This window comes from Bifidobacterium tsurumiense (assembly GCF_000741765.1).
Taxonomy (GTDB): domain Bacteria; phylum Actinomycetota; class Actinomycetes; order Actinomycetales; family Bifidobacteriaceae; genus Bifidobacterium; species Bifidobacterium tsurumiense.
Window position 1 is genome coordinate 16483 of the sequence record NZ_JGZU01000006.1, and the last position, 24684, is coordinate 41166.

The window sequence follows — 24684 nt, forward strand, 5'->3', positions numbered from 1 at the left end:
GATTGAATACCGTTGCGTTAAGGTATCGAGTGGATGGCCGCACCAGGTATTGGTTTATGGCAATCAGGGCAAGATACTCGGCATCAAACCGCTGAGTTGCCTTTTTATCTAGCCTCTGTCCATTCCGCTCAGAAATATCGGACGCCGTGAAGTCGATACAAATGGCGCACGAGGAAAGGACGCACTCAAGCACTTGTGCATTGCCCGCACCTTTCGCATCGACTTCATGACGCCACGCTTAGAAGAGCAGCAATGAAGCTGCGCCCATGATGAAGAATGATGCAATCCAATACACCGGAACACCGGTCTTGAGGAAGGTCTTGGCATCCAGCTGGAGATATTCGACCGACCACATATTCCACGATTGGGTGAAGCAGGCCGAAACACCAAGGGTCGAGGGGATCACCAACAGTGCATAGAGGAACCAGCCGTTGAATACGCCCAGACCAAGCAGAATGGTCACGGTTGCAGCGCCTGCACCGAAGAGCTCCAGAGGTCCACGGAACAGGGCCAGCGGCGCAAGAATCAACACGGCCAGGGCCAGTACCAACTCGTTATTCGGGATGAACTGTCCCAAGATCGGGGTGAAGCCCGAAAGCACTCGAATGGCGGCGGCTTGGAACATGGTCAGGCAGAACAGCATGATAAGCAATCCGCCGATATCTCCGATCGCGACCTTTGCGGTGCCATTCATCTTCTCGACGAAGCCCTTCAACGACTTCATATTGCCTGTGAACAGGAAGGTAAGAATAGTTGCGATCAGCAGTGAAGGCACTGCCTCCCACTTGAGAAATATGCTCAATGCCACGGGAACAATTGGCATAATATACGTCCATACAGGAACTTCTTTGGTTTCGACGCGCTCATTGGGATCGCCCACTTCATACGGTTCACCGTTGCGGATCTTCTTGGCATTGAGCAGGATGAAGAGGATTACGGCAATCATTTGAATGATCATGGCAACTATGCCGAATGACAAATAGTGATTGCCCCATTCAACCGTCTGACCGTCAGGGGATTGGTAACCCTCGAAGAAGGTCGCGAATTGCACGAAGAGCACGGAATTCACCCACATTGCGGCGCCGATTGAGAGCGTGAAGACGCTTACCGCAATCTTCTTGGGCACACCGATGCGCGCCATGATGGGAAAGAGGATAACGCCAACGGCGATTGCCGAACCGACGCCGTATGCGCTGGTGAAGATAAGGCATGTGACGAGCGCAACCAGGATGGTCGCCAGAACAGGGCGCTTCTCCCCCACTTGGGCAGTTCGGTTGGAAATCGATGCGGCGATGCCCGTATCAACAAGCACCCGACCGAACCAAGCACCGAAGATGATCTGTACAGCAGTACCACCATAATTCAGTGCTGGCTGAGAGAACGTGTCCTTGATGAAATTGAAGGGCTCGTTATCGCCGGTGAGCACACCGATGTAATACACACCCGTCCACAGCACGGACAACACGAAGAATCCGACGGTGAGATTGCCGCCGCGCATGGCGTAGGCAATGAATCCGACAAAGGTAACAATGAGCAGAATGCCCATGATCCATGTCCCGATCATCCACTCCTCCTTGAGCTTGTGCATAAGCCATGCCGCATCTGCAGCATACCTCATGCCGATTGTTGGCCTATAAGGTTTACTACTCGCAACGCAACCTGTTTATCGATTTAGTTTATCGGTTACGTGTATCGGTTAACAGAAAGCATACACGGTTATATGTGTAACGGTTAACTATGGCGTGTCGCATGTCAGAGACCGGATTGGATAATCGCGACAATAAGCCTTGATCGCTCTGGTTACAGGCGATCAAGAGGATTAGCGGGTCTTTGTCCACACTCATACAGGTTTTCAATGGCGGCGACCCCAAACCACAGTTCACGGAAGCCATCGACCTCGCATGAGCTCCAGCCGACCGCTTCCGCACAGGGTTGTTCGGGCAATCATCTACGCAACGACTGTCAAGACAGCCTGCACTCCAATGATTATTGCCATGAATTAATGACGCGTAGTCGAAGCATAGACACGCAATTGCGCCGGAATCTCCTCCAACGTGTATTCCCCTTGGAAGCCATCGTATGCGCGAGCAATGAGCTTCTTGGCGGCAATACGACCCATCTCAACAGGCGACTGATCCAGGCAAGTGATGCCGTCACCGCTATATTTCGCCCAGCGCTCATTGGCGAATGCACACAACCCAAGAGCACGCCGCTGTTCGGAGTTCAACGCCTCCAGAACATCTTGCATCGTCTCGTCATTATTGGCGAACAAGCACACGCGTCGATCGTTGTGTTCGGCAATGATAGTGCCTAATCGTTCCGCCAAATCCGCCTCGCCTTGGCGATACACCAGCACTTCGCCATCCACGGCACGATCAAGGAAGTATTGCTCCACGGCCTCGCGTCTCATAATTCGCGTCGATATTCCCTCGCTGGGGCACGATACGAAAATCACATAATCAAAGCCCTGTTCGACCAGATGATCCAACATGGCAAACGACGCCCCATGATTATCCGTGGCGACGCAGTCACAAATAATCGGCTGCACAATGCGATCCAACATCACCATGGCTGATTCTGTCGACTGTGATACTCGCCCCAGCCACTCATCATTACGCCCTGTGGTATTCACAATGAGCCCGTCCACTTGGGCATCGACCAGCGACTCGATATTGGCCCGCTCCACAGCAGGCTGATTATTTGCATCACTGACCAGCAGTTGAATATCCCTGGACCTGCATTCCAGCTGAATGCCCTTCAATAACAGGGAGGTGAAGGGATTGCCGATATCGGCCACACTCACGCCGATCATATGACTTACGGTTGCTTTCAAGCCCTGAGCCATGCGATTGGGACGATACCCCAACTTTTTAATAACAGCTTCAATTCGAGATTTCGTATCAGGCGACATATAGCCGAATTCGCCATGCAAATACCGCGAAATCGTAGTTTTGGAAACCCCCACAGCCTGAGCCACATCACCCATGCTCGGCTGCCGATTCATCCTACTCCTGCTCATATGACCCCACTGCTTCACCCTGCCATCGCAAGGCACCATCCGTCTGTGCAATCAGCGTATCACAAGCAATGTTCACCGGTACACATGCACGGTGAATCATACTGAATATGTCATTCCTATATATCGGAGGCCTTATTCGAAGACGGTTGAATCAGACTTCCTACGCAATACCATGAACGTAAACGCAATGGGTGGGCTGTCGAATCGACGACCACCCACCCATTCATCGGCGAATTCGCACGATTGCTGAAGCTATCTCAATAGCCGAGATTAGGCCTCATCAAGCTCAATAGCATTGTCGTGCACGATTTCGCGATATCGCAGACCGGAATCCTTCCAGATACGCACTTGCGTATCGTAATCGACGCGGATAATGCCGAATCGTTTGGTGTATCCGAATGACCACTCGAAATTGTCCAGCAAAGACCATGCGAAGTATCCGATCACATTGGCGCCCTGCTGCAAAGCCTTGGCCACAGCGCCGACATGGGCATTGAGGTATGCAACGCGCTTGGGATCATGCACTATCTTGCCGTGAGTCTCAATATCACTTTCGGCATTGGCACCTTCAATCGACACCGCTTCGCCCTCACTGACATCATCATCCCAGGCAGAGCCATTTTCTGTCACCATAAGCGGCAGATCGGGGAATCGCTTGCTCAGCTCAACTAGGGTGTTGGTCAGGCCTTCGGGCTCCTGGTTCCAACCCATCGCAGTCAATTCGCCCTCAGGAGGCAGCACATCCACAATTTCCTGTGCTGGCACAGGGTTCTCTCCCCACACCGCTGCTGTATGCTGCTTAGGTGTTTCCAAGCCCTGCACATGCGTGGTCGCATAATAATTCAAACCCAACGAATGCAATGGCTGATGAATAATCTCCAAATCACTCTCTTGAATGCAAGACCAGTCGCTATCCTGTGCAGTGACCTCGAAAATCTCCGGATCGTAGCGTCCCTCAAGCATCGGCCCAAGGAACACCTCATTGGAAATCAAATCCGCACGACGCTTCGCCGCAATATCGGCTTCGCTATCTGACTGAGCAATATGCACAGCCAAATTCAGCGTCACGGAGATATTGGCTTGATCGCCAAGCACGCCATGCACTGCCTGTGCGCCCAGACCATGAGCCAGATTCAGATGATGGACGGCGTCCAAAGCCTTGCCGTAATCGGCGATACCCGGGGCGTGAATGCCGTTGCCATATCCCAAATATGCAGAGCACCACGGCTCATTAAAGGTTGTCCAAATGTCTACACGGTCGCCGAATGCCTTCGCAAGGGTCTCGGCATAGTCTGCATATCGCTTAGACGTATCGCGATTCGTCCAACCTCCTCGATCCTCCAAATATTGCGGAAGATCCCAGTGATACATCGTCACAACTGGCTTGATATCGGCATCACGAAGAGCATCGAGAAGACGCAGATAGTAATCAACACCCTTCTGGTTGACCTTACCACCGAGTTCAGGGAATATACGAGGCCATGCGACGGAAAGTCGGTATGCATCGATGCCCAACTTCTTCATCAATTCAATATCTTCGGCATAGCGATGGTACTGATCACATGCTTCGGCTCCGGAAGAACCGTCAGAAATCACACCAGGACGTTCGCAGAACGTATCCCAAATCGAAGGCGTTCGCCCATCCTCATGTATTGCGCCTTCGACTTGATATGAAGCTGTGGCAGCCCCCCATATGAACCGGTTAAGAAACTCGTATCGCTTCATTGTGCTTCCTTTGTTGGATTATTGGTGATGCTCTCCCTGCGTTGGGCATACGCATCTGTTATGCTGCATCCAGTGTATCGGATATGGACGATTAATGGAACACTTGGTAGTTAACGAATTGCCTCGGCATACCTTTGGGTCAGATGCCATATTGACACCTTCATAATGTCTCAGGCCGGGTGTTGTATCAAGGAGGCCAAATTGCATTGCTAGATATGGTCCTGTCACCAATATTGAGGCAAATTCTTATGGCGAGAATGCAGTAATCGTTATCCGCAGCCGTATCGCAAGGCCGACATCATCGAAGATATTAGCTTGTTTTCAGCCATATTTCAGGCTTCTGCAACAGGGTCACTATTCGGACAAAAATATGGACGATCGGTATGCCTCACCATAGAATTGAGCCGTCAACTAGAAATCAATCCAAGGGAGACCCATGTTCACCAACGAATATGTGAAGCGCGTCTATGCCCAAGTGGAACAGCGTGACGGCAACCAGCCTGAATTCCTCCAGGCGGTCAAGGAAGTATTTGAAAGCCTTGAACCGGTTGTTGCCAAGCATCCCGAATATGAAGCCAACGGCGTCCTCGAGCGCCTTGTCGAACCTGAACGTGTGGTCAAATTCCGCGTCGCCTGGGTTGATGATTCCGGAGCCGTGCAGGTAAACCGTGGGTATCGTATCCAGTTCAACTCTGCAATCGGCCCATACAAGGGTGGTCTGCGTTTCCACCCCACCGTTACCGAATCCGTGGTAAAGTTCCTCGGCTTCGAGCAGATTTTGAAGAACTCCCTGACCACTTTGCCAATGGGCGGCGGCAAGGGCGGTTCTGACTTCAACCCCAAGGGCAGGTCGGATGCTGAAGTCATGCGCTTCTGCCAGGCATTCATGACTGAGTTGCAGCGTCATATCGGTCAGTTCACCGACGTTCCTGCTGGCGATATCAACGTCGGCGGCCGTGAAATTGGCTATCTCTTTGGCCAGTACAAGCGCATCCGCGACGAGTATTCCGGCGTGCTCACCGGCAAAGGCCTTGAGTTCGGTGGTTCTTTGGCTCGTACCGAAGCCACCGGTTATGGCCTGTGCTATTACACTGCCGAGGCCCTGCGCGTCCTGCGTAACGACTCCTTCAAGGGCAAGACCGTCGCCATCTCCGGTTCCGGTAATGTTGCCGTCTTCGCCACCGAAAAAGCTCAGGAACTGGGTGCAAAGGTCGTTACCGCATCTGATTCCAATGGCTATGTTTATGATCCGAATGGCATCCAGTTGGATGTTGTCAAGGATATCAAGCTCAACAATCGTGGGCGCATCAAGGAATATGCAGATCGCGTTCCTGGTGCTGAATACCATGAGGATTGCAAGGGCGTATGGACCGTGAAGTGTGATATCGCACTGCCATGTGCAACGCAGAACGAGATTGATGAAGAATCCGCCAAGACCTTGGTGGCCAATGGCTGCACCGTGGTATGCGAAGGCGCCAATATGCCTTCCACTCCTGAAGCGATCGCCGTGTATCAAGACGCCAATGTGCTGTATGGTCCTGCAAAAGCTGCCAATGCAGGTGGTGTGGCTGTTTCCGGTCTCGAAATGAGCCAGAACTCCTATCGCCTGAGCTGGACCTTCGAAGAGACCGATGCCAAGCTCAAGAGCATTATGGAAAGCATCGTTGCCAACTCTCTGGCTGCAGCCAAGGAATATGGCCATGAGGGTGATCTGATGCTGGGCGCTAATGCAGCCGGCTTCGTCAAGGTCGCCAATGCAATGGTGGCTCAGGGCATTCTGTAAAGCTCACACTGTGATGGGCTGATCCTCACATTGAATCAGCACTATTCACACGATTTCGAGATGGCCTGTGATTTCCCGCATCTGCTGGAGGTCACAGGCCATCAACTATATGACCCACTTTATGAACTGGCTATGTTCAAAATGGAGTTCAAAGTGGATTGCATCAAAGTATGCCGCAGGCATAATACTGCAACGAGGACATGTGCCTTGCTCCGGCAGGCCCAAGGCATATAAACAGAGACACGATTCGCGTGCAGCCCTACTTTCTCACTCCCCCGTTCTTCATCCAACTCTGTGATGCTTCTTCATCCGCTCCTTAAAGCTAAGGAATACAAATAAGGACCAAAGAAACAACAAAGAACGAAACGGATTCAGCTTCACTGTGACCGAATTCAGCTGCTGCGGCAGCGATCTACTCATCAGAAAGCCGCCTCATCTCTCGGCTGATGTCATATTCTTAACATCCGCATCCATAGAACTCGATCGAGTCTTCTCTCGCTTCAAAGCATCCCTCAGGCTTACGGCACGTTTCATCCGCAAGGTATAGCGTACAGTCATTCCACCGGTGCCAAGCAAGACAGTTCCATATAACACTGCCCACCAAGGGAATTTCGGCAAATCCGAATGTTTCCCTGCCTTATCTAAATCACCAGCCGGAGTAGGAATAATGCGTTCCCCAGTAACCAAGATACGATGAGAATTAATTCCCAAAGGGGTGCACGTGACCAATGTGGCCAAATCCTTGCCTTCCACTGCTCGTATGGTTTGCGTATCTTCGGGTTCCACGACTTCAGTGGTAACGACCCGATAGGTGAGCACCTCACCAAAAGTCTCCAAGATAAAGGTGATGTTCTCTGTTGGTGTGCCATTATTACTCCTTGAACACCATGGAAGTGGGCAGAACGCTATTCACATCGAGCACAGTGCTGTCCGTATCGTCATCCCCGCGCCTAGAACAGTACAACTGAATGACCTTATCCATTCGAGTGATACCCCATTTTCATGAGTTCATACATGTGCGAAGGGGCGTTATCCGGAGAACCCCGATAACGCCCCTCGCCTGTGTTCGCATGTGGATCAGTCCGTCGGGGCTACTTCACCCTTCAGACATCCCACTGTGAAACCTGTCTCAAATCCTCATCAGCCCTTGGATGACTGACGTGCACGCTGAACCATCAGCAATGCGATTGCGAGAGCGAGGATCGCCACACCGACCAGCATCATCAGCACCTTGCCTGCAGCGCCGGTAAGTGGCAGATTAGGCATATTTGACTTGCTGTTCACGATATTGGCACCCATATTTGCAGTATCGGTGATATCAATCTTGGCCTGCTTGAACGTTACGGTCACCGCATTTTCGAGAAGCTTGAAGCCTGCAGGAGCGGTGGTTTTCTTGATTTGGAATTGCTTGGTCAAAGCGGTATCACCTTTTGCACTCTTTCCAAGGAAGATATCGGCGAAGTGCACAATACCGTTCGCATCAGAAGTAGCAGTAATTGTGTTTCCTTCGCCATCCAATACCGGATTGCCATCCGTATCCTGAAGCTCGAACACAGCACCTGCCAGTGCGCTTGCATCGGTGGTGTCATCGACCTTCTTGAAGGCATAGTCACCGAACTTTGGAGTATCTTCGGTTTCCGCTGGCGGATTACCAGGGTTGGTTGGATTCTCACTGAACGGATCATATTCATTGACAATTGGGAAGAAGCCGTTGGTAATCTCGCCGCCGTCTGGCGCAGATACTATCTTCGTACGAATCTTGATAACCACCACGTCACTTGCTGCCACGGATGTAATCTTGCCGTCGGATCCAGCAACCAAAGATACCCTGATTGGCGTCTTGCCATCGGTGGTAGCAGCAAGTTGCTCAACGGTGAATGCTGAGGCATCCAATGCGGTACCACCCGTATACACGCCATCTGTCTTGGTAGGGTTTACCAAAACCTGCACGGCGGTCTTCAGGTCACTTGCAGTAGTTGGAGCCAGCGCAAGTGCTGGGTCTAATGGATCGACTGCATCAAACTTTGTGACGCCATTTTCTGAAGTAGGCACTTCCTGCTTCAAATCCCATGTGATGATATCGTCCACCTTATGGTGTTGCTGGTATCTGCAATCTTCTTCACCAGGTGTGTTGAGCACATTCTTTGGATAAGCGTGAACGTCATAGTTCCAAGTGTTATTTGCCTGAGCAAAAGGAATGGTGACGAAGAATGGCTGAGCTTTCTCGGTGATTTCGTTATTTCCGATATTGGATTCGACCACATAATACAAACCAACAGGCAGATTGGTGAAGGCTGCAGTGCCGTTGCTGTCGGTAGTCTGCTGATCCTTTTGAGTAAGCGTGTATTCGGTACCGTCAATGGTGGCCTTCCCCGTGGTCAGGTCGCCGGTAGCCGAATCCAAACCTGTCCAACTCTCTTGCTTTGACAGATCCAAACCGTCTACTTGGTATACAGTGAACTGCACTCCAGACAGTGGGTTTGCACCCTCAGGAATATTGGTTATCTCAGTACCGTCATTCTTCTGATTTGCCCATGTGGCGGAATCCTCCTCATACTTATGTACGGTAATGGAACCAGTGCGACTCGTATCGAAGTCAATATTTCCATCCGCACCCATAGCGAACGGTGCGACCGCAAAGGTGGCCACGCCGAGGGCGCAGGCAATGAGGAAGGCAAGAATCGCGTGTATACAGCGAACCATATTCCGTGTCATTGTTCTTCCTTTCTATATGAATAGGCCTACGCCCATTCCTTCTCCTTCACAGACCGAAGTCAGTGCTGATATTGCCCTCAACGAGATCAACATCGTGTGGCCTTTCGTCGCTTATAACCAATGCCCACTACCGCCGCAATCGCCAGAACAGTAAAACCGGAGTATAGGTACCAGACGGATCCCCAACTTCCTGCTCTTGGCAAACTCGGTGGAATGACCTTGGTGTTTGCAATCGACCCAAGATCTATTTCCTGATGCTTTGCATCAAAAGTGAAGCTCTGTGAAGGTTGCACGCCGAGCACGTAGCCCGCAGGGGCTTTCGTCTCGACAAGCTTGTAAGAACCCCGGTCAAGGTTTTCTATGCGGAACTTTCCTTCTTCGGGGTCGGTGTCCCGTATCTCTGAACTACCGTCTGTCGTGTCGCACTCGGACTGGCTGGCGCAATCGGTAATCACATACTCCACGCCATCGGGATCGGTGAGTGTCCACTGTGATCCGCCGAGCAATTGGGCGGGGGAGGTGTCATCTACCTTCTGCCAACTCACAGTTCCGGGAATACGTTCGTTATTGATAGTTATTTCGACATTCTCTTGGTCAAGCACAGCATCTTTCACAACCGTATCTGCGGAAGAATAGCCTTGGGGGAATCCGTCCTCTCGTATGAAGTAGGTGTCATAGTCCAAGTTCTCCCACACAGCTATGCCTTGTGAGTCGGTGGTACGTTCGGAATCAGCAACCTCGGTATCGGTTCCGTCATATACGCTATTGCCATTCGTATCTCGATACAGTTTGAATGCCGCTCCGGCAAGCACGGTATTCGTATCGCTCGCATCACGCTTCACAACATGAATGGAACCACGCGAAGGTTCTGGATTGTTTACGAAGGTGCAAAATACTTTGGATGCCAGGCCACCTGTGCCAGGAATAGCCACCGAGGCACTGGCTTGGGTTGCGCTGACCGAAACTGTACTTGTACTGACGGCAATGCCGTTGGCAGCGACACGGTTCAGTTGCGGTTCGTAATCACGCAAATCCGTGGAAGTAGTAATACTTTCAGAGACGGTAAATGCGGTTCCGATCGATGCCGGAAGTGGTCCGACTTGGACCGGCTGAACTCCTTCCTCTGTGCCAGAAGTGGTTGTCGATTCATCGTAGCCCGCTCCGCTCACATTGAGTGTAAATTGGTCAGCATCCTCCTTACGTTTCACCACGTCCTTGTGTAGCACAATTCCAGCGAAATCCTCGGCACTTCCGTCCATGTCATTGACGCCCAGATTCCATGTCCTGTACACGTAGTAACCCGGAGGACCCATATTAAGACGAGCCGACGTCGGACAGTCCCAAATTCTGCGCATCTCGTCGCTAATGAATTTCTCATTACCATACGTGAATTGTCCAACTACACTGGTGGCGTATCTGGAATAATCTGTATTAGAGTGGCAGCCTCTGTCGCCACATCTTACCTTAAATAGCGCGCCGCGAGTATTCCCGCTACCCGTAGTTCTGGTGGAACCAATCCTGGCATCAATTTGAGTGGTAATCATCAAACCGCCCGAAGGCATAATGCTGAAACCCGTAATTCCGCTCGCGTTAACGTTGACGAGAGATTCACTCAAATCCAGCCGATTTGTACCACTATTGCTTATTTCAGTGTCTACACCAAACGATCCCTGCAAATCACCCGATGCCACAGTAATCAGGTTGAGGATATTCGCGTATGTTCTTCTTCCTGTTATGGGAGCGCGGTAATACGAGACACCAATGACAAGGTCACCTTCATTGGAGAAAATCATATCTCCAAAACGCATGCTGAATGTCTGGTTCTTCGTGGCCTGAGAATCAACAGCACCCCATCCCTTAGGCGTTATTGCAGCAGTTGTTGGGTTTACAGCAAAGAGATAGTAAACGCTTTGACTCTCAGTTTTCGATATTGCACGGCTTTGGATGCCCCCGAAGTAGAATTCACCAGTGGCCGGATTCACGGCACCACCTTGTATCTCTAAATTCTTCACTTGGTTGGTAACGGTGTATGTGCTACCGAAACGAGTCCATCCTCGACTACTTTGCGCAGGATCATAACGCCACACCTGAAGGATGACTTTCGCAGAACTATTGCCCGTACTGGATCCCTGAGCACGCTCCACCAGATACATCTTGCCATCCGGAGCCACACCGAATGCGTTGAAATTCACACCATTAGCAAATGCATTGAATCTGCTTCCATCGGACTTAGGACTAGGGATATAAGGTAATGGTTCCAACGTGGTTGCACCGTAGCTACCAACTGTACCTGGCTTCACCCTGTACAACTCACCTGTGTTAGTGAGCATTATGGGACCAAACTCGTTGTCTGTCGGCGCTGCACTTTGAGCAGCTGCCGCATCTGCCATAGCCCTGAACCCATTAGCTTGTGCAGAGTTCTCATTCTGCTGGTTATCTACTGCATCACTGTCTGAATCAGTTCCTGCATCGGTTGTCGATTGTTGGGTCTCGCCTTGTTCTTCACTAGACGAATTTGACTGATTATCTTTTTGCGTTTGAATATCAGCACCTGAGGAGGATGCTTCAGATCCAACTTGACCGGCAGCTGAACTATCGACTTGGTTATCCTCTTGAGCTGATGACGTGGACACATCTGATTCACCATGATTGGCGTCATTTGAATTCAGATCATCAGTGACCTTTGAAACATGTTGTTCTTGCTGCGCATCAGCTGTAGATTCTGCGCGTAGGACGGCGACGCTGCCGACCCAAACACCATTGTCGCAGCCACAATGGCCGCACCCAATCGCATAACGAACTTGGATAGCGAAGAAGCGAATAGGGGGGGGGCATAATTCCACCACCAGTTGATGGAACGTACAGACTATGGTTGGATCTTTCCTGGTCTTCCTGTGGAACATTTTGGGTATGACGAAAGAGGGTAGATACATCGGCACTACACCTCCCCCCTCGTGCACTTCCTAGTGCGGATTGCCGTTACGGCTTTATCCCTTCGTCAGGAATTTTATCAGCTAACGCTATAGGATGTTTTGCGAATCCATATTTTCTTATAATCCATTTCATATTTTGAAACACTGCAGATCAGGCATTTCATACAAGGTGTGCGCTTTGTCAATTCTCCTTCCTTGTGACGAGACTTCTGGCATATTAACAACAAAGGCGCCCTCTCCTTGTAGAGAGGGCGCCTTGTTCAGCCTCAAGCAGTAACCATATTGATGGTCACTTGCGTTGTGCTAGTGCATTACTTCTGGTTGCGGCGGCGGAGCACCATCACCAAGATGACGCCTGCACCGGCCAGAATGACTGCAGCGAGCACGACTGCGGCAACCGCAGAACCTGTGCGAGCCAACTTCTTGACCTTAGTGGTCTTGGCAGGCTTGCTCGGCTCAGCAGGCTTTCCTGGCTTGCCGGGTTCTTCAGGCTCAGTCGGAGTGCCAGGTTCAGCATTCTTGCTGTAGACCAAGGTCACATCGATATTGCCTTCGCCATAAGTGCCGGTCAATGGGCTGGAACCATCAGCCAATCCCACATAGGTATACCCGTCAATGGTCTTGGTCAACACAGCATATTCGGTACCTGCATCGCCCGTCAGCACGACCTGTTCGGCAATTACGTTGCCGTCCTTGTCGACGTAGCGCACAGTCACCGTGCCAGTAACGACCGGCACTTCATTCTTGGTGTATACCAAAACCACATCGGTATTGCCTTCAACAATGGTGCCAGACAGTTGTGCAGAACCTTGCTGCAATCCTGAGTAGGTGTAACCATCAATGGCCTTGGTGTTGACGTTGTATTCTTCTCCAGCCTTGCCACTGATTGTTGTTGGATCAGCGATGGCATTACCATCCTCGTCAACATAGTGCACGGTGATGGTGCCTGCGGGCTCCTCGACTACCTTGAGCGACAACTTAATGTCGTTCTCATTGGTGTTCAAAGAATCCTTGCCATTAGGCCACTGCACCGCACTCCAAGCGAAGTTGAATACTTGCCTCGAACCAGTGGCCTTCGTCGCGACAGCACTGAATTCACCAGTCACTGTGCCCGTGGCTGTTACCACAGTACCTGCAGCCAAATCGTCAGCCACCTTCAAACCATTGAAGGTGATTTCCATCCATTCACTGGCCCCGTTCACCGCGGCTTGGAGCTTTGCAAAGTCGATAATGGAAGCTGGATCAGTCAGAACAAACTTAACTATTGCTGTCTGACCATCAACTTCTACCGATTCAATGCTGAAAGCATCGCCGAATCCAGCGGAAACTGCATCATCTTTACCGAATCCTTCCGGATAGCTTACGCCATCAGGCAGGGTCAGCTGGGCTGTGAAACCAAAGTTCTTAATATCGATGGCAACAGAAGTGCCATCAGGATTGTTGAACTGGTTTTCAATTGCCTTCATCTGTTCTTGGATTTGCTTTGCATGAACCTTACCTGTGAGGCTAATCGTATCGCCCGCATATACAGGTGCCGGTTCGTCCTTGGTGGTGTTGTCACCGATGGTGAGATCACCCTCCAAAGGCATGCTTTGTGGTGCCGGTGCCACTGCAGTGAAGGTGATGCGCTTGTCATCAGAAGATGTTGCAGCATCCTTTCCGTCTTCCCACTGGGTGCCATTCCAGATGAAGGAGAAGGCCTTCGTGGTTCCTGCCTGAGATGTGGCATTTGCCTTGAAGTAGCCGGAAACAGTGCCGACACTGGTAAAGTTCGTGTTCACAGGATCATCATCTGCGACCTTGACATCAGGAATGGTGAGTTTCAACCAAGTGCCATTTTCGACACCCGCTGCATCCACCGCATCCTTCAGCTGCTTATAGGTCTTAATATTGCTCTGATTCTTCAAACCAAAGTCGATAACAACCTTCTGACCTTCCACAGTGACCTTGGTTACCTCAAAAGTATCCGCAGCACCATCGAAAGTGACCTTAGAGATGTCAAGTCCCTCAGGGAAGGACATCTGATCAGGCAGGGTCATCGATGCAGTGAATCCAAATTGCTTGACATCCACAGAGATCGTGTTGCCATCAGGATTACCGAACTGATTCTCGATGAGCTTCATCTGATCCTTGATGCCGTCAATACGCACAGCACCGGTCAATGGCAAGGTTGAACCAGCAAGCACTGGGTATGCTGCCGTTGCCTCAGTATCAGAACCGGACAACATATCGGAGGGCAGATCCAGCTCAACAGCGCTAGGGGTAACGAGCGTCAGTTGGATTACTCCATCTGCCGCACCCTTATCCTTGCCTGCATCTGTCTGGTATCCGTTCCATACAAAGGCGAAGTCCTTTTCGGTGCCGTTAGCGTTGGTGGCAATGGCATTGAAGTCCCCGGAGACCTCGCCGGCAATAGTGAGTGTCTGGCCGTCCTTCACGTCTTCGTCCACCGTGATATTGGGAACCGTGAGCTTCATGGTGTCATCCAGAGCATTGACTGCCGTCTTTAGCTGTGCGTAGTTCTCAATACCATCCTTCAGCGAGAAGGTCACTGTAACGGTCTTGCCGTCTGCAGATGCTTCAACATCGGATACTGCAAAGGTCTCAGCGAATCCTTCTGGAATCACTGTATCTGCAGACAAATCCGCCGGCAGAGTCAAGCCTGCAGGCACAGTGAACTTCGCAGTGAACTCCGAAGAAAGGTCTGTAAGCTTGATGCCTTCTTGGTCAGTTGGATTGCCGAACTGTGCCTCGATGTATTCCATCTGCTTCTTGACGCTGGCCGCATCAATAGTTCCGGTCAAGTTGATCTTGGAACCTTGATATACACCTGCAGGAGAAGTTGCCGTCGTATCGATACCGGACTGCTTCTGCTGGTCTTCGTTCGCATCAGTCGGCTGTACGTAGACAAGCATATCTGAAGGCAGGTTAGATTCCATTGGCTTCACCACAAGAATGGTCTGCTGGATGACATTGTCATCAGCGGCGCGGAAATCCTTGCCGCCAGCAATCTGCTTGCCATTCCAGGTGAGATTGAAACGAATCGCCTTGGCATCAGTACTTGCAACGGAATTGAAGGTTCCCTTGACAGTGCCGGTAACGGTGAGCTCATCACCATTATCCACCTTATTCGAGTCAAGGCTGAAGCCTGGAACCGTGAGAGTGATGGAATCCTCAATCGGGTTAGTCACCTCACTTGCGGCACGGAATGCCACCTGCGGCTGAGAACCAGTTGCAAACACAGCTGTCTTCAATTCGGAGTAATTACTGTACGCCTGCTTGAGTCCAAGTGTGACCGTAATGGTCTTTCCGGAGATCTCAGCGGTCTTCACTTCAAACAAATCACCCAAACCTGTTGCGACTACCTGAGAGGCATCCAAAGAAGATGGAGCATTCACGCCATCCGGCAGAGTCATTGTTGCAGTGAATGTGGAAGTGGTGCCCGTAAGCTTGATGTCTTCCGGATCAGCACCACCGAACTGTCCCTGGATGGCATCCATCTGCTGCTTGATAGCTGAAACATCAACCGCTCCAGTCAAGGAGAAGGTTCCACCATCAGTGGTATCGACTCGCAGAGCCGAAGTGCTGGTATCCTGGCCACGATCGGAAGAACCCCACATATCGGAATCAATGTTTCCTTCATAGGGGAATGTGGTCACAGACGGATCATCTTTCCAAGACAGATAATAGGTGGTATCTGCTGTAAAGCTTGGATCTTCACCCGGATAGTTGAAAATCCATATAGAGTAATCGTCAAACCTGATACCGTTTCCACCTGCTACAGGGGAATCAGACCAGTACGTATCATTTGCAAGCACAGATCCCGTCTTCGTGGCAGCTGCAGCCTTTGGCGTAATCTGCCCGCGAGCAAAATCGCCCAGAATTTCGCTGAGCTTCTGATTGTATGTAGCACCAGCGGTTACATAGGCAATTTCGCCTCCAAGCACGGGATCAGTCGTTATCGTGAAGATATCAGGATTCTGCTTGAAGATGCTGGAATCAGCGAAGGTACCGCCATTGGCAGAGAAGCCAACCATGTACACATTGTCTGTGTACTGAGCATACACGTCAATTTGTGTGACACCCTCATTGAAGGTGAGTGTAGAGCCACTGCTGATTTCATCACTCGTTGGATCTGCTGCGGTTGTCCACTTGCTGAAAACTTTTCCTGGACGAGCGAAGTCCTCGTTTGCTTTGATGACATCTTCGTACGTGAGTGCTGCCGTGCTATCTTCCGATGCCGGGATGCTTTGGATATAGTCAGTGCCCGCACCATTGTGATAGATGACAGTCTTGGAATCCCACTTCGCATACACTTCAGTGTCAGCATTAAATACTGTGTCGCTGAAGCTAAAGGCATGTTCGGTGCCGGAATCATCCTTGTAATACCAACCCAAGAACTTAATACCTGTGGAATCGACAGGCGTACCAACGTCTGAAGTTCCCGTAACAAAATCCAACTTATAACCACGAATCGTGGACTGGACCTTGTCAGCCGTCGTATCATCCGCAAACTTAGCGTTGCTGTTATTCAGCTTGAAAGTGACCTTGGCTGCAGGTGTGAACACATGCTTGAGGCCATCAGCCGATGCATTCGCCACCTGATACTCATACGTCTGACCGTTCTTGTTGATCGGGTTGAGCACGTTCACCGAGGTATCGGCAAGAGTGAAGAGCGAAAGCCTTTCACTGCCATTCTCTGAGCCGTTGGTTGGAACGGTAGTGTCTGGATTATATGTTGGATCGAAGGCCAGCAGATAGGAGCCGCCCAAGACCACATAATTACCACCATTATCTGCAGTCTTGTCTTTAGCGTCAGTGTTGACCACAGAGTTTCCGCTGAAGGTAAGCAAGCCGGCTTGAGCACCAAAGGAAGGAGTGTATTTCATTCCCGTAGTTTCAAGAGTGGAGTCAACAAAGCTGGCAACAGTCTTGTTGGAGTTGATATTGAGTCCGCCTAGAGTGCTGTTCTTAATGGCTACCTTTGAGCCACCAGTCACAGAAATATTCGCCTCACCCACAGAAATTCTTGAACCATCTGCGGTAAGGGAGGAGCCGTTGGAGAGTTTGACCGTGCTATACAGCGTCATCGCTTGCCTATAACCAGGTGCAGCATATGCGTACCAATCTGCATTGTCCAGCACCACGGAGTAGAGCGAATACCAAACCTTCTTCGTAGTCAGCGAAGCATTTGTCAGCGCTGGAAGGTTATAGGCCTCATTTGCACCGCTTGCATTGACATTGACCGTAGCATTGGTAATCGTGGTATTTGCGTTGAAGATAGCAGCGCCATGAGTACCATTTGACTCAATCGTCAACAGATCGCGTCCAGAGGAACCCTTGATAGCACCGTTCAAGGCAATACCGTCGGTCGTGGCATTCAATACATAGTGACCATCAGTCAGAGTAGCGTCTTTGGCAACGTTAATGCCTGTTGCTACACCGGAAATTGTAACGGTATTGGTGCCTGCGGTCATCGTGGAGCCGGACGCCAGAGTGATGGCAGTTCCAGTTGTACCTGCAATCGTGGTGTCAGCAACGACCTTCAGCGTTACGCCGGAAGGAATGGTCACAGCAGTCCACGATGCAAAATCACCGGAGAGATTGATTGTGGTGATATTGGTATTGGCCTTCTGCACTTCCAAAGCCCTCGCCATTGTGGCAAAAGCATTGTCCGCAGAGGAACCATCGTTGTCATCACTGCCAGCTGAGTTCACTCAAATCTCGGTCAAAGTCGAGGGGTCAACTGCGTTAGCATTTGCATCGCCTGTGCCATCACTGGTGTCACCAGTCGTATTTGCAAGACTTGCAACTGGTGCAGCTGCAGTGCCTCCTTCTACGCCAGTAGTATCCGCAGACGTATCGTTTGCAGACGACTGATCAGCAATGCTTGCGACGTCACTGGTATCAGCAGAAGGCGTATCATTCGTCGCTACGTCTTCTGAACCAGATGCACTATCCCCGCTCGCATCGCTATTCGTCGTTGAGTCTGGTGTGAGCACCGTGCTTGCTTCTGCTGTCGGTGTCACATCCGTATTCTCTGCCGTGGCCGCAGGAACGGTAAGTAGCATCGCCAAGGACACTACTGCCGCTGCTGCCACATGCAGTAACGATTTTTTATTCTTCCCTTTACCCATGATTCCTCCACTACAGTGCTTAGGATCCACCTCTAATAATATCAGTCGGGTTTGTCCAAATTCAAGTAAAGAGTAGGGGTGCGCTGTGTTGTGAATCACATTCATGCAGCTTTTTGGATGAATTTTACGGGAACTTTCCCCTCAACGCCTTCGATTGAGAAATCGTCTCGTTATATTGCCGGAAATTCAATGTGTTGCAACTGGCATTTACTTCCGATGGATAACAGCAATTTCACAGGATTTTCCTCCTGCACAGCATCACTCAACTACGACACGACACCATATTCCTCAGGCCTTCTTCAGCGTAGACTCTCTAACCGTGCAGGAGAATATCGTGGACGTAGCGAATGTCACATCAACAGGAACAAGCCTCGGATCGGCCATTTCAATAGAACCGCAACACAAAGCGGCCAATGATAACAATGTGGGCACGACCAACCCCTCACGCATTCCTACATGGACAGGCCGTTTGATGCTCTTAATCACAGCAGCAGGTTGGGGATGCGGATATTCATATGCCCATAGGGTCCTTGAAGTCGTCCCTTTGCAATGGATGATGGCAATTCGCCTCATCTTTGGCACTGTGGTGATTGGCATAATTGCTTGGAAGCGCATCCTGAGAACACCACTATCCATAATCTTCATTCCGGGCCTGATACTCGCGGTCACCTATTGGGCAGCATTCATGGTGCAAATGACCGGCCTGCACATGACAGCTCCCGGCCGCAATGCCTTTCTCACGGCGACATATTGCGTGCTGGTCCCTTTTCTCATGTGGGCTTTCGCGCATCGTCGCCCCACGCGTATTAATCTGATTGCCGCCGGATTATGTCTCATTGGAGTGGCATTCGTCTCCATGTCCGGATCGACCTCAGGCTCACTCTTTACCTTCGGTGATTTGGTTTCCTTCGGCGGGGGAGCGCTATTCGGCGTCAATATTGCCCTTACCGGCATTTTGGCAAAGAAATTCGATGCCCTGACCCTGACCTTTTATGAATTCGCCATATCAGATGTGATGTTTATTATTGGCGGATTGCTATTCTCCCCAACTCCGCAGGCCTCCTGGTTCAGTCGAGCGATATTGTGTTTGTCCATCGGCTATCTCGTGGTGGTCTCCACATTGATAGCCAGGTATTTCAAAATCTGGCTTTTGCCGTAGTCCCTGCCAGTCAGGGTTCGCTTATACTGTGCCTGGAAAGCGTGTTTGGCGTGGTATTTTCTATGTTTGCAACGGGGGAGAAGCTCACCACTGCTGTTGTCATCGGATTTGCACTGATATTCATTTCCATACTCCTGAGCGAAATACGCCTACCAAAGCGCAAACATCCTATTGAGGGATGAGGTTCCGATTGCATCATACGCATTATTCGCGTGAATATGTGGTCCTCGCAAATAATGAATAGGATAGATATTCCGAGTTACGAATAGTTCGTATTTATGCCATCAATTCATTGGTTTTCAGGGTAATTGGTCGGAACCGAATTCTTTTGTGAAGAGCCCTCTACGGCATTGTGTGCAACAGACCCAATAGAGCCACTGCTGGTATTAGCTGGCAAATCTTCATTCGTTGCCTTTTCAACCGTCAATTCTTGATTCATCGACCCTTCAACCGGCAATCCTTCAACTCTCGGTTCCTCAACCGTTGACACTCCGATTTCTTGCGCTGGAACCAAATCCCATGGCATCCGTTTGCGCACAACGAACCAGAACACCACCAAAATCAAGCCGATATAGCTCAGACTTGGCACCCGAATCTCATTGGCAAAGATCATGGCGAAGAGCAATGCCGTTCGTATCACATAGAACACAGTTCTTCGCCAACCTGTGCGAGGCACTGTTTCCAAAGTCATATGGGTGAACATGCCACCTAAGGTCTGGCCTCGATGCGTAATGGGAATCCATACCTGCATAATTGCAAATGCCATTGCGAAGAACACCGGCATGACGTGGTCCAGTGCGCCGATCCGCCAGGTCAATCCCAAAAATGCAAAGCTTCCATCCGGCAAAGGGCGAGCCCAGCGATAGAAAAGCAGAATAATGGTAAGAGCCGGTGGATAGGATGCCAGCAGCATCAAAAGCCAATCAATGGCATAGCTTACCGCGCGATGAACCAATCCAGGGTGGGTATTGATATGGTCTTCATCCACTTCTTGGACCGGCACAAGGGCAGTGAATGCTTGTGCAATGCCATATCCAATAATCGTTCCAATGGTATTGGTCATCATGTCATTCACATCGAATTGACGATATGCACATGGATATATGCCCCAGAATCCGGTGAGCTGTGTGAATTCAATCGTCATCGAGACTAGGAATCCGGCAGGAATTACTGCCCACCAACGCCAGCGCCACCAACGGGTCACCATAAACCCAAAGGGAACAAATAGCGCAATATTCATCAATAATTGGAGCAGTCCATACAGTCCACCCATTTGCAGATCGCTGATGAATCGGAACACATTGATCTGCGGCCTCAAATGGTGTGTGGCGCAATACATCTGAGGATCATCCGGCATTGGATACATGGTGAAAGCGACCAAGCCCAACATGTACAGCACAGAAACATAGGCGCCCAGAGCTGCGAGCATGCGCACGCGGTGATATCGGTGATACATCAGCGCCAAAATAGGCAATGTCAATATCGCTGAGAATATGGGCCATGCGATAAGAGCCAACATGAATGACCAGCTGAAATACCCCAAATATGAAACCACATTGTTACTGTACCGATTGAGGTAGAACTGGGGAATAAGCGATCTACTCGCACCATGCCACGAAATCAGACTTTATAAACTCTGGATTCCAATACTCCTGGCATATGTGGAAGCCGAATATAAAGCCGCATGGTCAGCGAAGAGACATCTCTATCGCCAACCATGCGGACTAATTAATCGTGAGATTGAAATCTGTCAGTCGTCGCCCAAAGTGACATGAACGCCACCCACCAACGAGCTCACCACGTTGTACAGCAATGCGGCGATCGTGATCAGCACCGTGATCAGCACCACTTCGATTATGGAGAAGATCGTAACGGCACTCAGCACAGTGCTCAGCGAGAACACGTCAGCGAGGTTGAAACCGCTTGCATCCAAACCGGTGGAAGAAACGATCTGAGTTACCTGATCGAAGACACCGACTGCATTCAACAGACCCCAAACCAAACCAGCGGCAACGATCTGAATGATGCCACCGGCGACACCGAGCAGGAACGAAACCTTGGCCACGGACCACGCATCGAAGCGAGTCAATGAAAGGTTCATGCGGCGTGCACGGGGAGTGTGATGACGATTGGTATTCGCGCGAATGCCACCAGCAACGCCGGTTTGAGCCTGCGGAATGGCATGACCGGTAGCAGAGCGTGCCACACGCGGTGCATGGCCCGCATCACCAGCGGAATCCGATTGCCCTTCTGTCGCCGACGCATTCATGATGTCGTCACTCTCGTCATCGTCGTTGGCCACAGAATTCATATCGATGGAGGTATCCTCCAGCTCGTCGCCTTCGGTATGATCAAGATTCTCGTTCATTGATGCTCCTTGGTGCCGTTCATTCCACGGCCATTGCCCTTAGGCTTCGAGATTACCAGTGTTCTGAGACGATTCGGTCTCGTTTGAATCATCATTCGCACCCACTGTGACGGCGTCCTGCTGAGAGGATTCTGACTGGTTTTCCGAAGTCTCGGCATCCTGCTCAGTATCCGCATCCTCAGTGTCTTCGTTGCGTGCAATGGAGATGATCTCATCGCCCTTGTCTGGCTTGGCCAAAGTGACGCCCTGCGTATTTCGACCGGTGCGCTTGACTTCATCCACATTGGAACGAATCACCTTGCCGGACTTCATAATGGCCAGGATCTGATCCTCTTCAGTGACGATAACTGCACCTACCAAGGAACCGCGTCCTTCGGCCAATTGCACGGCCTTTACACCGAAACCATTACGTCCCTGCAGACGATATTCTACGATGGCAGTGCGCTTTGCAAAGCCCTCATCAGTCACTACAAGCAGATCCTTGTCGACATCGTCCTGCACCACATCCATGGCAAGCAATTCGTCACCGTCGCGGAACTTCATGCCTTGAACGCCCGCTGTCTGGCGACCCATTGGACGAAGCTGTTCGTCATCGGCACGGAATTTGAGGCTCATGCCTTTCTTGGAAACCAAGATGATATCGTCTTCGGCATTGCACAAAGCGGCGCCAATCAGCTCATCCACAGGCTCGCCAGTGGATTCATCAGCCATGAGGCGCACTGCTATCAATCCGCCCTGGCGAGGCGAATCGTATTCAGACAATGCAGTCTTCTTGACCTTGCCGCTGCGGGTTGCCAGCACCAAGTACTTGGCCACCTCGTAATCCTGAATGGACAGCACTGTCTGAATGGACTCATCCGGTGCGAATTGCAGCAGATTTGCCACATGCTGTCCCTTGGAATCACGTGAACCCTCGGGCAATTCATAGGCCTTAAGCCTGTAGACACGTCCCTTATTGGTGAAGAAGAGCAGCCAATTATGCGTCGAGGTCAGGAAGAAGTGATCGACCACATCATCTTCACGCAACTTGGCACCCTTGATGCCCTTGCCACCGCGATGCTGTGCACGGTATTCATCTGCCTTGGTGCGCTTGATGAAACCGGAATGGGTGACAGTGACCACTACGTTTTCTTCAGCAATCAGATCCTCGACATTCATTTCACCGGAGAATGGCAAGATCTTGGTGCGGCGGTCATCGCCGTACCTGGTGACGATCTCATCCAATTCATCGCCAACAATACGACGCTGACGCTCAGGGCTGGAGAGAATGTCGTTGTAATCAGCGATACGACGCATAAGCTCTTCATGCTCGTCAAGAATCTTCTGACGTTCCAGAGCAGCCAAACGACGCAACTGCATGGCGAGAATGGCATCCGCCTGAACTTCATCGACATCCAACAGCTCCATCAAGCCATTGCGTGCGGTTTCCACATCCCTGGATGCACGAATCAATGCGATGACTTCATCGATCATGTCCAAGGCCTTGAGATAGCCCTGCAGAATATGATCGCGTTCCTCGGCCTCACGCTTGAGATAACGGGTACGACGCTCAATAACGTCGAGCTGGTGATTGACCCAATGACGAATGAAAGCATCCAAGCTCAGAGTGCGCGGTACTCCATCGACCAAGGCAAGCATATTTGCGCCGAAAGTCTGCTGCAGCTGAGAATGCTTATACAGATTGTTCAGCACAACCTTAGGAACGGCGTCGCGCTTGAGCACCAAAACCAATCGCTGGCCGGTGCGTCCTGAGGTCTCATCGCGCATATCGGCGATGCCCTGGATCTTGCCGTCACGAACGGCTTCACGAATGGATGCGGCCAAACGGTCGGGGTTGACCTGATAAGGAAGTTCGGTGACCACGAGGCACATTCGGCCCTTGATTTCCTCGGTATTCACCACAGCACGCATCGTGATCAGACCGCGGCCTGTGCGATACGCCTGCTCGATGCCCTTATGCCCAAGAATAGTTGCGCCGGTAGGGAAGTCAGGTCCCTTGATGCGCTGAATCAGCGCCTCGAGAAGCTCTTCACGAGTGGCATCGGGGTGATCCAAAGCCCAGTGCACACCATCGGCGACCTCGCGCATATTATGAGGCGGGATATTGGTGGCCATACCGACAGCGATGCCGGAGGAACCGTTGACCAACAGATTGGGGAATCGTGCCGGCAATACCGTTGGCTCCTGGGTCTTGCCATCGTAATTGGGGACGAAATCGACGGTATCCTTGTCTATATCGCGCACCATTTCCATGGCCAGAGGAGCCATACGGCATTCGGTATAACGCATTGCTGCTGCGGGATCATCACCGGGGGAGCCGAAGTTGCCCTGACCATCAACGAGCAGATAACGCATGGACCAGGACTGGGCCATACGCACCAAAGTGTCGTAAATAGCGGAATCGCCATGCGGATGGTACTTACCCATCACATCGCCCACAACACGTGAGCACTTGTTATAGCCTCGATCCGGTCGATATCCGCCGTCGTACATCGCGTACACCACTCGGCGATGCACAGGCTTCATGCCGTCGCGCACATCAGGCAATGCGCGCTCAACGATAACCGAAAGCGCATATGCTAGGTAGGATTCGCGCATTTCCTGCTGCAAATCCATGCGGCGAATGCGTTCGCCCTTCATCAGACCGTAATCAGCGTTATCGCTTTCCTGCGGGCTTAATGGTTCAAGAGAGCCGGCACCACCCATGGGCTGCTCTTCCGAACCATTTTCATTATTCTGTTCGTCTGCCACTGTATGTCCTTTGTGTATTTCAACGGCCTAAGCCGCCACACCATTTCACCGAAGTCTTTTGCCGTCCCCGTCGCTCAGCACGAGCACTCATTGC

14 protein-coding genes are annotated in these 24684 nt (G+C 51.0%); 3 read left to right on the top strand and 11 right to left on the bottom strand.

Going from position 1 to position 24684, the window contains the following annotated elements; genetic code table 11:
- Positions 1–238 precede the first annotated feature (238 nt).
- The 3 genes from BITS_RS03400 to BITS_RS03410 all read right to left on the bottom strand — a co-directional run bounded on the left by BITS_RS03400 (position 239) and on the right by BITS_RS03410 (position 4744).
- A complete protein-coding gene (locus BITS_RS03400) occupies positions 239–1618 on the bottom strand; it encodes a gluconate:proton symporter (protein ID WP_238556534.1) in 1380 nt (459 codons plus the stop codon).
- 381 nt (positions 1619–1999) lie between these two features.
- Complete coding sequence (locus BITS_RS03405; RefSeq protein ID WP_238556535.1) at positions 2000–3004, bottom strand: LacI family DNA-binding transcriptional regulator; 1005 nt, start codon at positions 3002–3004, stop codon at positions 2000–2002.
- A 285-nt stretch (positions 3005–3289) separates the two neighbouring features.
- Positions 3290–4744, bottom strand: a complete 1455-nt coding sequence (locus BITS_RS03410) for a GH1 family beta-glucosidase (RefSeq protein WP_026642492.1) — start codon at positions 4742–4744, stop codon at positions 3290–3292.
- A 436-nt stretch (positions 4745–5180) separates the two neighbouring features.
- Here BITS_RS03410 and gdhA point away from each other — a divergent pair, with 436 nt between their 5' ends.
- Positions 5181–6527: an NADP-specific glutamate dehydrogenase gene (gene gdhA, locus BITS_RS03415; protein ID WP_026642493.1), complete on the top strand. Its 1347-nt coding sequence runs from the start codon at positions 5181–5183 to the stop codon at positions 6525–6527.
- Between the two features lie 432 nt (positions 6528–6959).
- Here the strand turns inward: gdhA and BITS_RS03420 are convergent, their stop codons facing one another.
- The 5 genes from BITS_RS03420 to BITS_RS08695 all read right to left on the bottom strand — a co-directional run bounded on the left by BITS_RS03420 (position 6960) and on the right by BITS_RS08695 (position 18312).
- Complete coding sequence (locus BITS_RS03420; RefSeq protein ID WP_320851046.1) at positions 6960–7364, bottom strand: sortase; 405 nt, start codon at positions 7362–7364, stop codon at positions 6960–6962.
- 303 nt (positions 7365–7667) lie between these two features.
- Positions 7668–9242 carry a SpaH/EbpB family LPXTG-anchored major pilin gene (locus tag BITS_RS03425; protein ID WP_044259383.1) on the bottom strand — a complete coding sequence of 525 codons (1575 nt, stop codon included), beginning with the start codon at positions 9240–9242 and terminating at the stop codon, positions 7668–7670.
- A gap of 86 nt (positions 9243–9328) precedes the next feature.
- The gene (locus BITS_RS03430) at positions 9329–11875 is read right to left on the bottom strand and encodes an MSCRAMM family protein (protein ID WP_156097479.1); all 2547 of its coding nucleotides are present in this window, start codon (positions 11873–11875) and stop codon (positions 9329–9331) included.
- Between the two features lie 611 nt (positions 11876–12486).
- A complete protein-coding gene (locus BITS_RS03435; RefSeq protein WP_051264375.1) occupies positions 12487–17892 on the bottom strand; it encodes a MucBP domain-containing protein in 5406 nt (1801 codons plus the stop codon).
- Complete coding sequence (locus tag BITS_RS08695) at positions 17893–18312, bottom strand: hypothetical protein (RefSeq protein WP_051264376.1); 420 nt, start codon at positions 18310–18312, stop codon at positions 17893–17895.
- Positions 18313–18646: 334 nt separating this feature from the next.
- Between BITS_RS08695 and BITS_RS03440 the strand changes: the two genes are divergently transcribed.
- Together BITS_RS03440 and BITS_RS09680 are read left to right on the top strand one after the other, a co-directional pair.
- The gene (locus BITS_RS03440) at positions 18647–19471 is read left to right on the top strand and encodes a DMT family transporter (protein ID WP_052366675.1); all 825 of its coding nucleotides are present in this window, start codon (positions 18647–18649) and stop codon (positions 19469–19471) included.
- Positions 19396–19653 carry an EamA family transporter gene (locus BITS_RS09680; RefSeq protein WP_162177538.1) on the top strand — a complete coding sequence of 86 codons (258 nt, stop codon included), beginning with the start codon at positions 19396–19398 and terminating at the stop codon, positions 19651–19653. The genes BITS_RS03440 and BITS_RS09680 overlap by 76 nt, the downstream gene beginning before the upstream one ends.
- A gap of 107 nt (positions 19654–19760) precedes the next feature.
- Here BITS_RS09680 and BITS_RS03445 read toward each other — a convergent pair whose 3' ends face one another.
- From BITS_RS03445 to gyrA, 3 genes are all read right to left on the bottom strand, one after another.
- Positions 19761–21026: a VanZ family protein gene (locus BITS_RS03445; RefSeq protein ID WP_152571251.1), complete on the bottom strand. Its 1266-nt coding sequence runs from the start codon at positions 21024–21026 to the stop codon at positions 19761–19763.
- A 195-nt stretch (positions 21027–21221) separates the two neighbouring features.
- Positions 21222–21740 (bottom strand): DUF3566 domain-containing protein, encoded by a 519-nt coding sequence (locus tag BITS_RS03450; RefSeq protein WP_152571257.1) that lies wholly within the window; start codon positions 21738–21740, stop codon positions 21222–21224.
- A 138-nt stretch (positions 21741–21878) separates the two neighbouring features.
- Entirely contained in the window at positions 21879–24590 is a 2712-nt protein-coding gene (gyrA, locus tag BITS_RS03455; protein ID WP_034534182.1) for a DNA gyrase subunit A, read from the bottom strand.
- Positions 24591–24684 lie beyond the last annotated feature (94 nt).

Bases quoted from the DNA above. Each gene is read 5' to 3' on its own strand.
- BITS_RS03400 (WP_238556534.1), bottom strand. From the start codon at position 1,618: ATGAGGTATGCTGCAGATGCGGCATGGCTTATGCACAAGCTCAAGGAG.
- BITS_RS03405 (WP_238556535.1), bottom strand. From the start codon at position 3,004: ATGAATCGGCAGCCGAGCATGGGTGATGTGGCTCAGGCTGTGGGGGTT.
- BITS_RS03410 (WP_026642492.1), bottom strand. From the start codon at position 4,744: ATGAAGCGATACGAGTTTCTTAACCGGTTCATATGGGGGGCTGCCACA.
- gdhA (WP_026642493.1), top strand. From the start codon at position 5,181: ATGTTCACCAACGAATATGTGAAGCGCGTCTATGCCCAAGTGGAACAG.
- BITS_RS03425 (WP_044259383.1), bottom strand. From the start codon at position 9,242: ATGACACGGAATATGGTTCGCTGTATACACGCGATTCTTGCCTTCCTC.
- BITS_RS08695 (WP_051264376.1), bottom strand. From the start codon at position 18,312: ATGGGTAAAGGGAAGAATAAAAAATCGTTACTGCATGTGGCAGCAGCG.
- BITS_RS03450 (WP_152571257.1), bottom strand. From the start codon at position 21,740: ATGAATGCGTCGGCGACAGAAGGGCAATCGGATTCCGCTGGTGATGCG.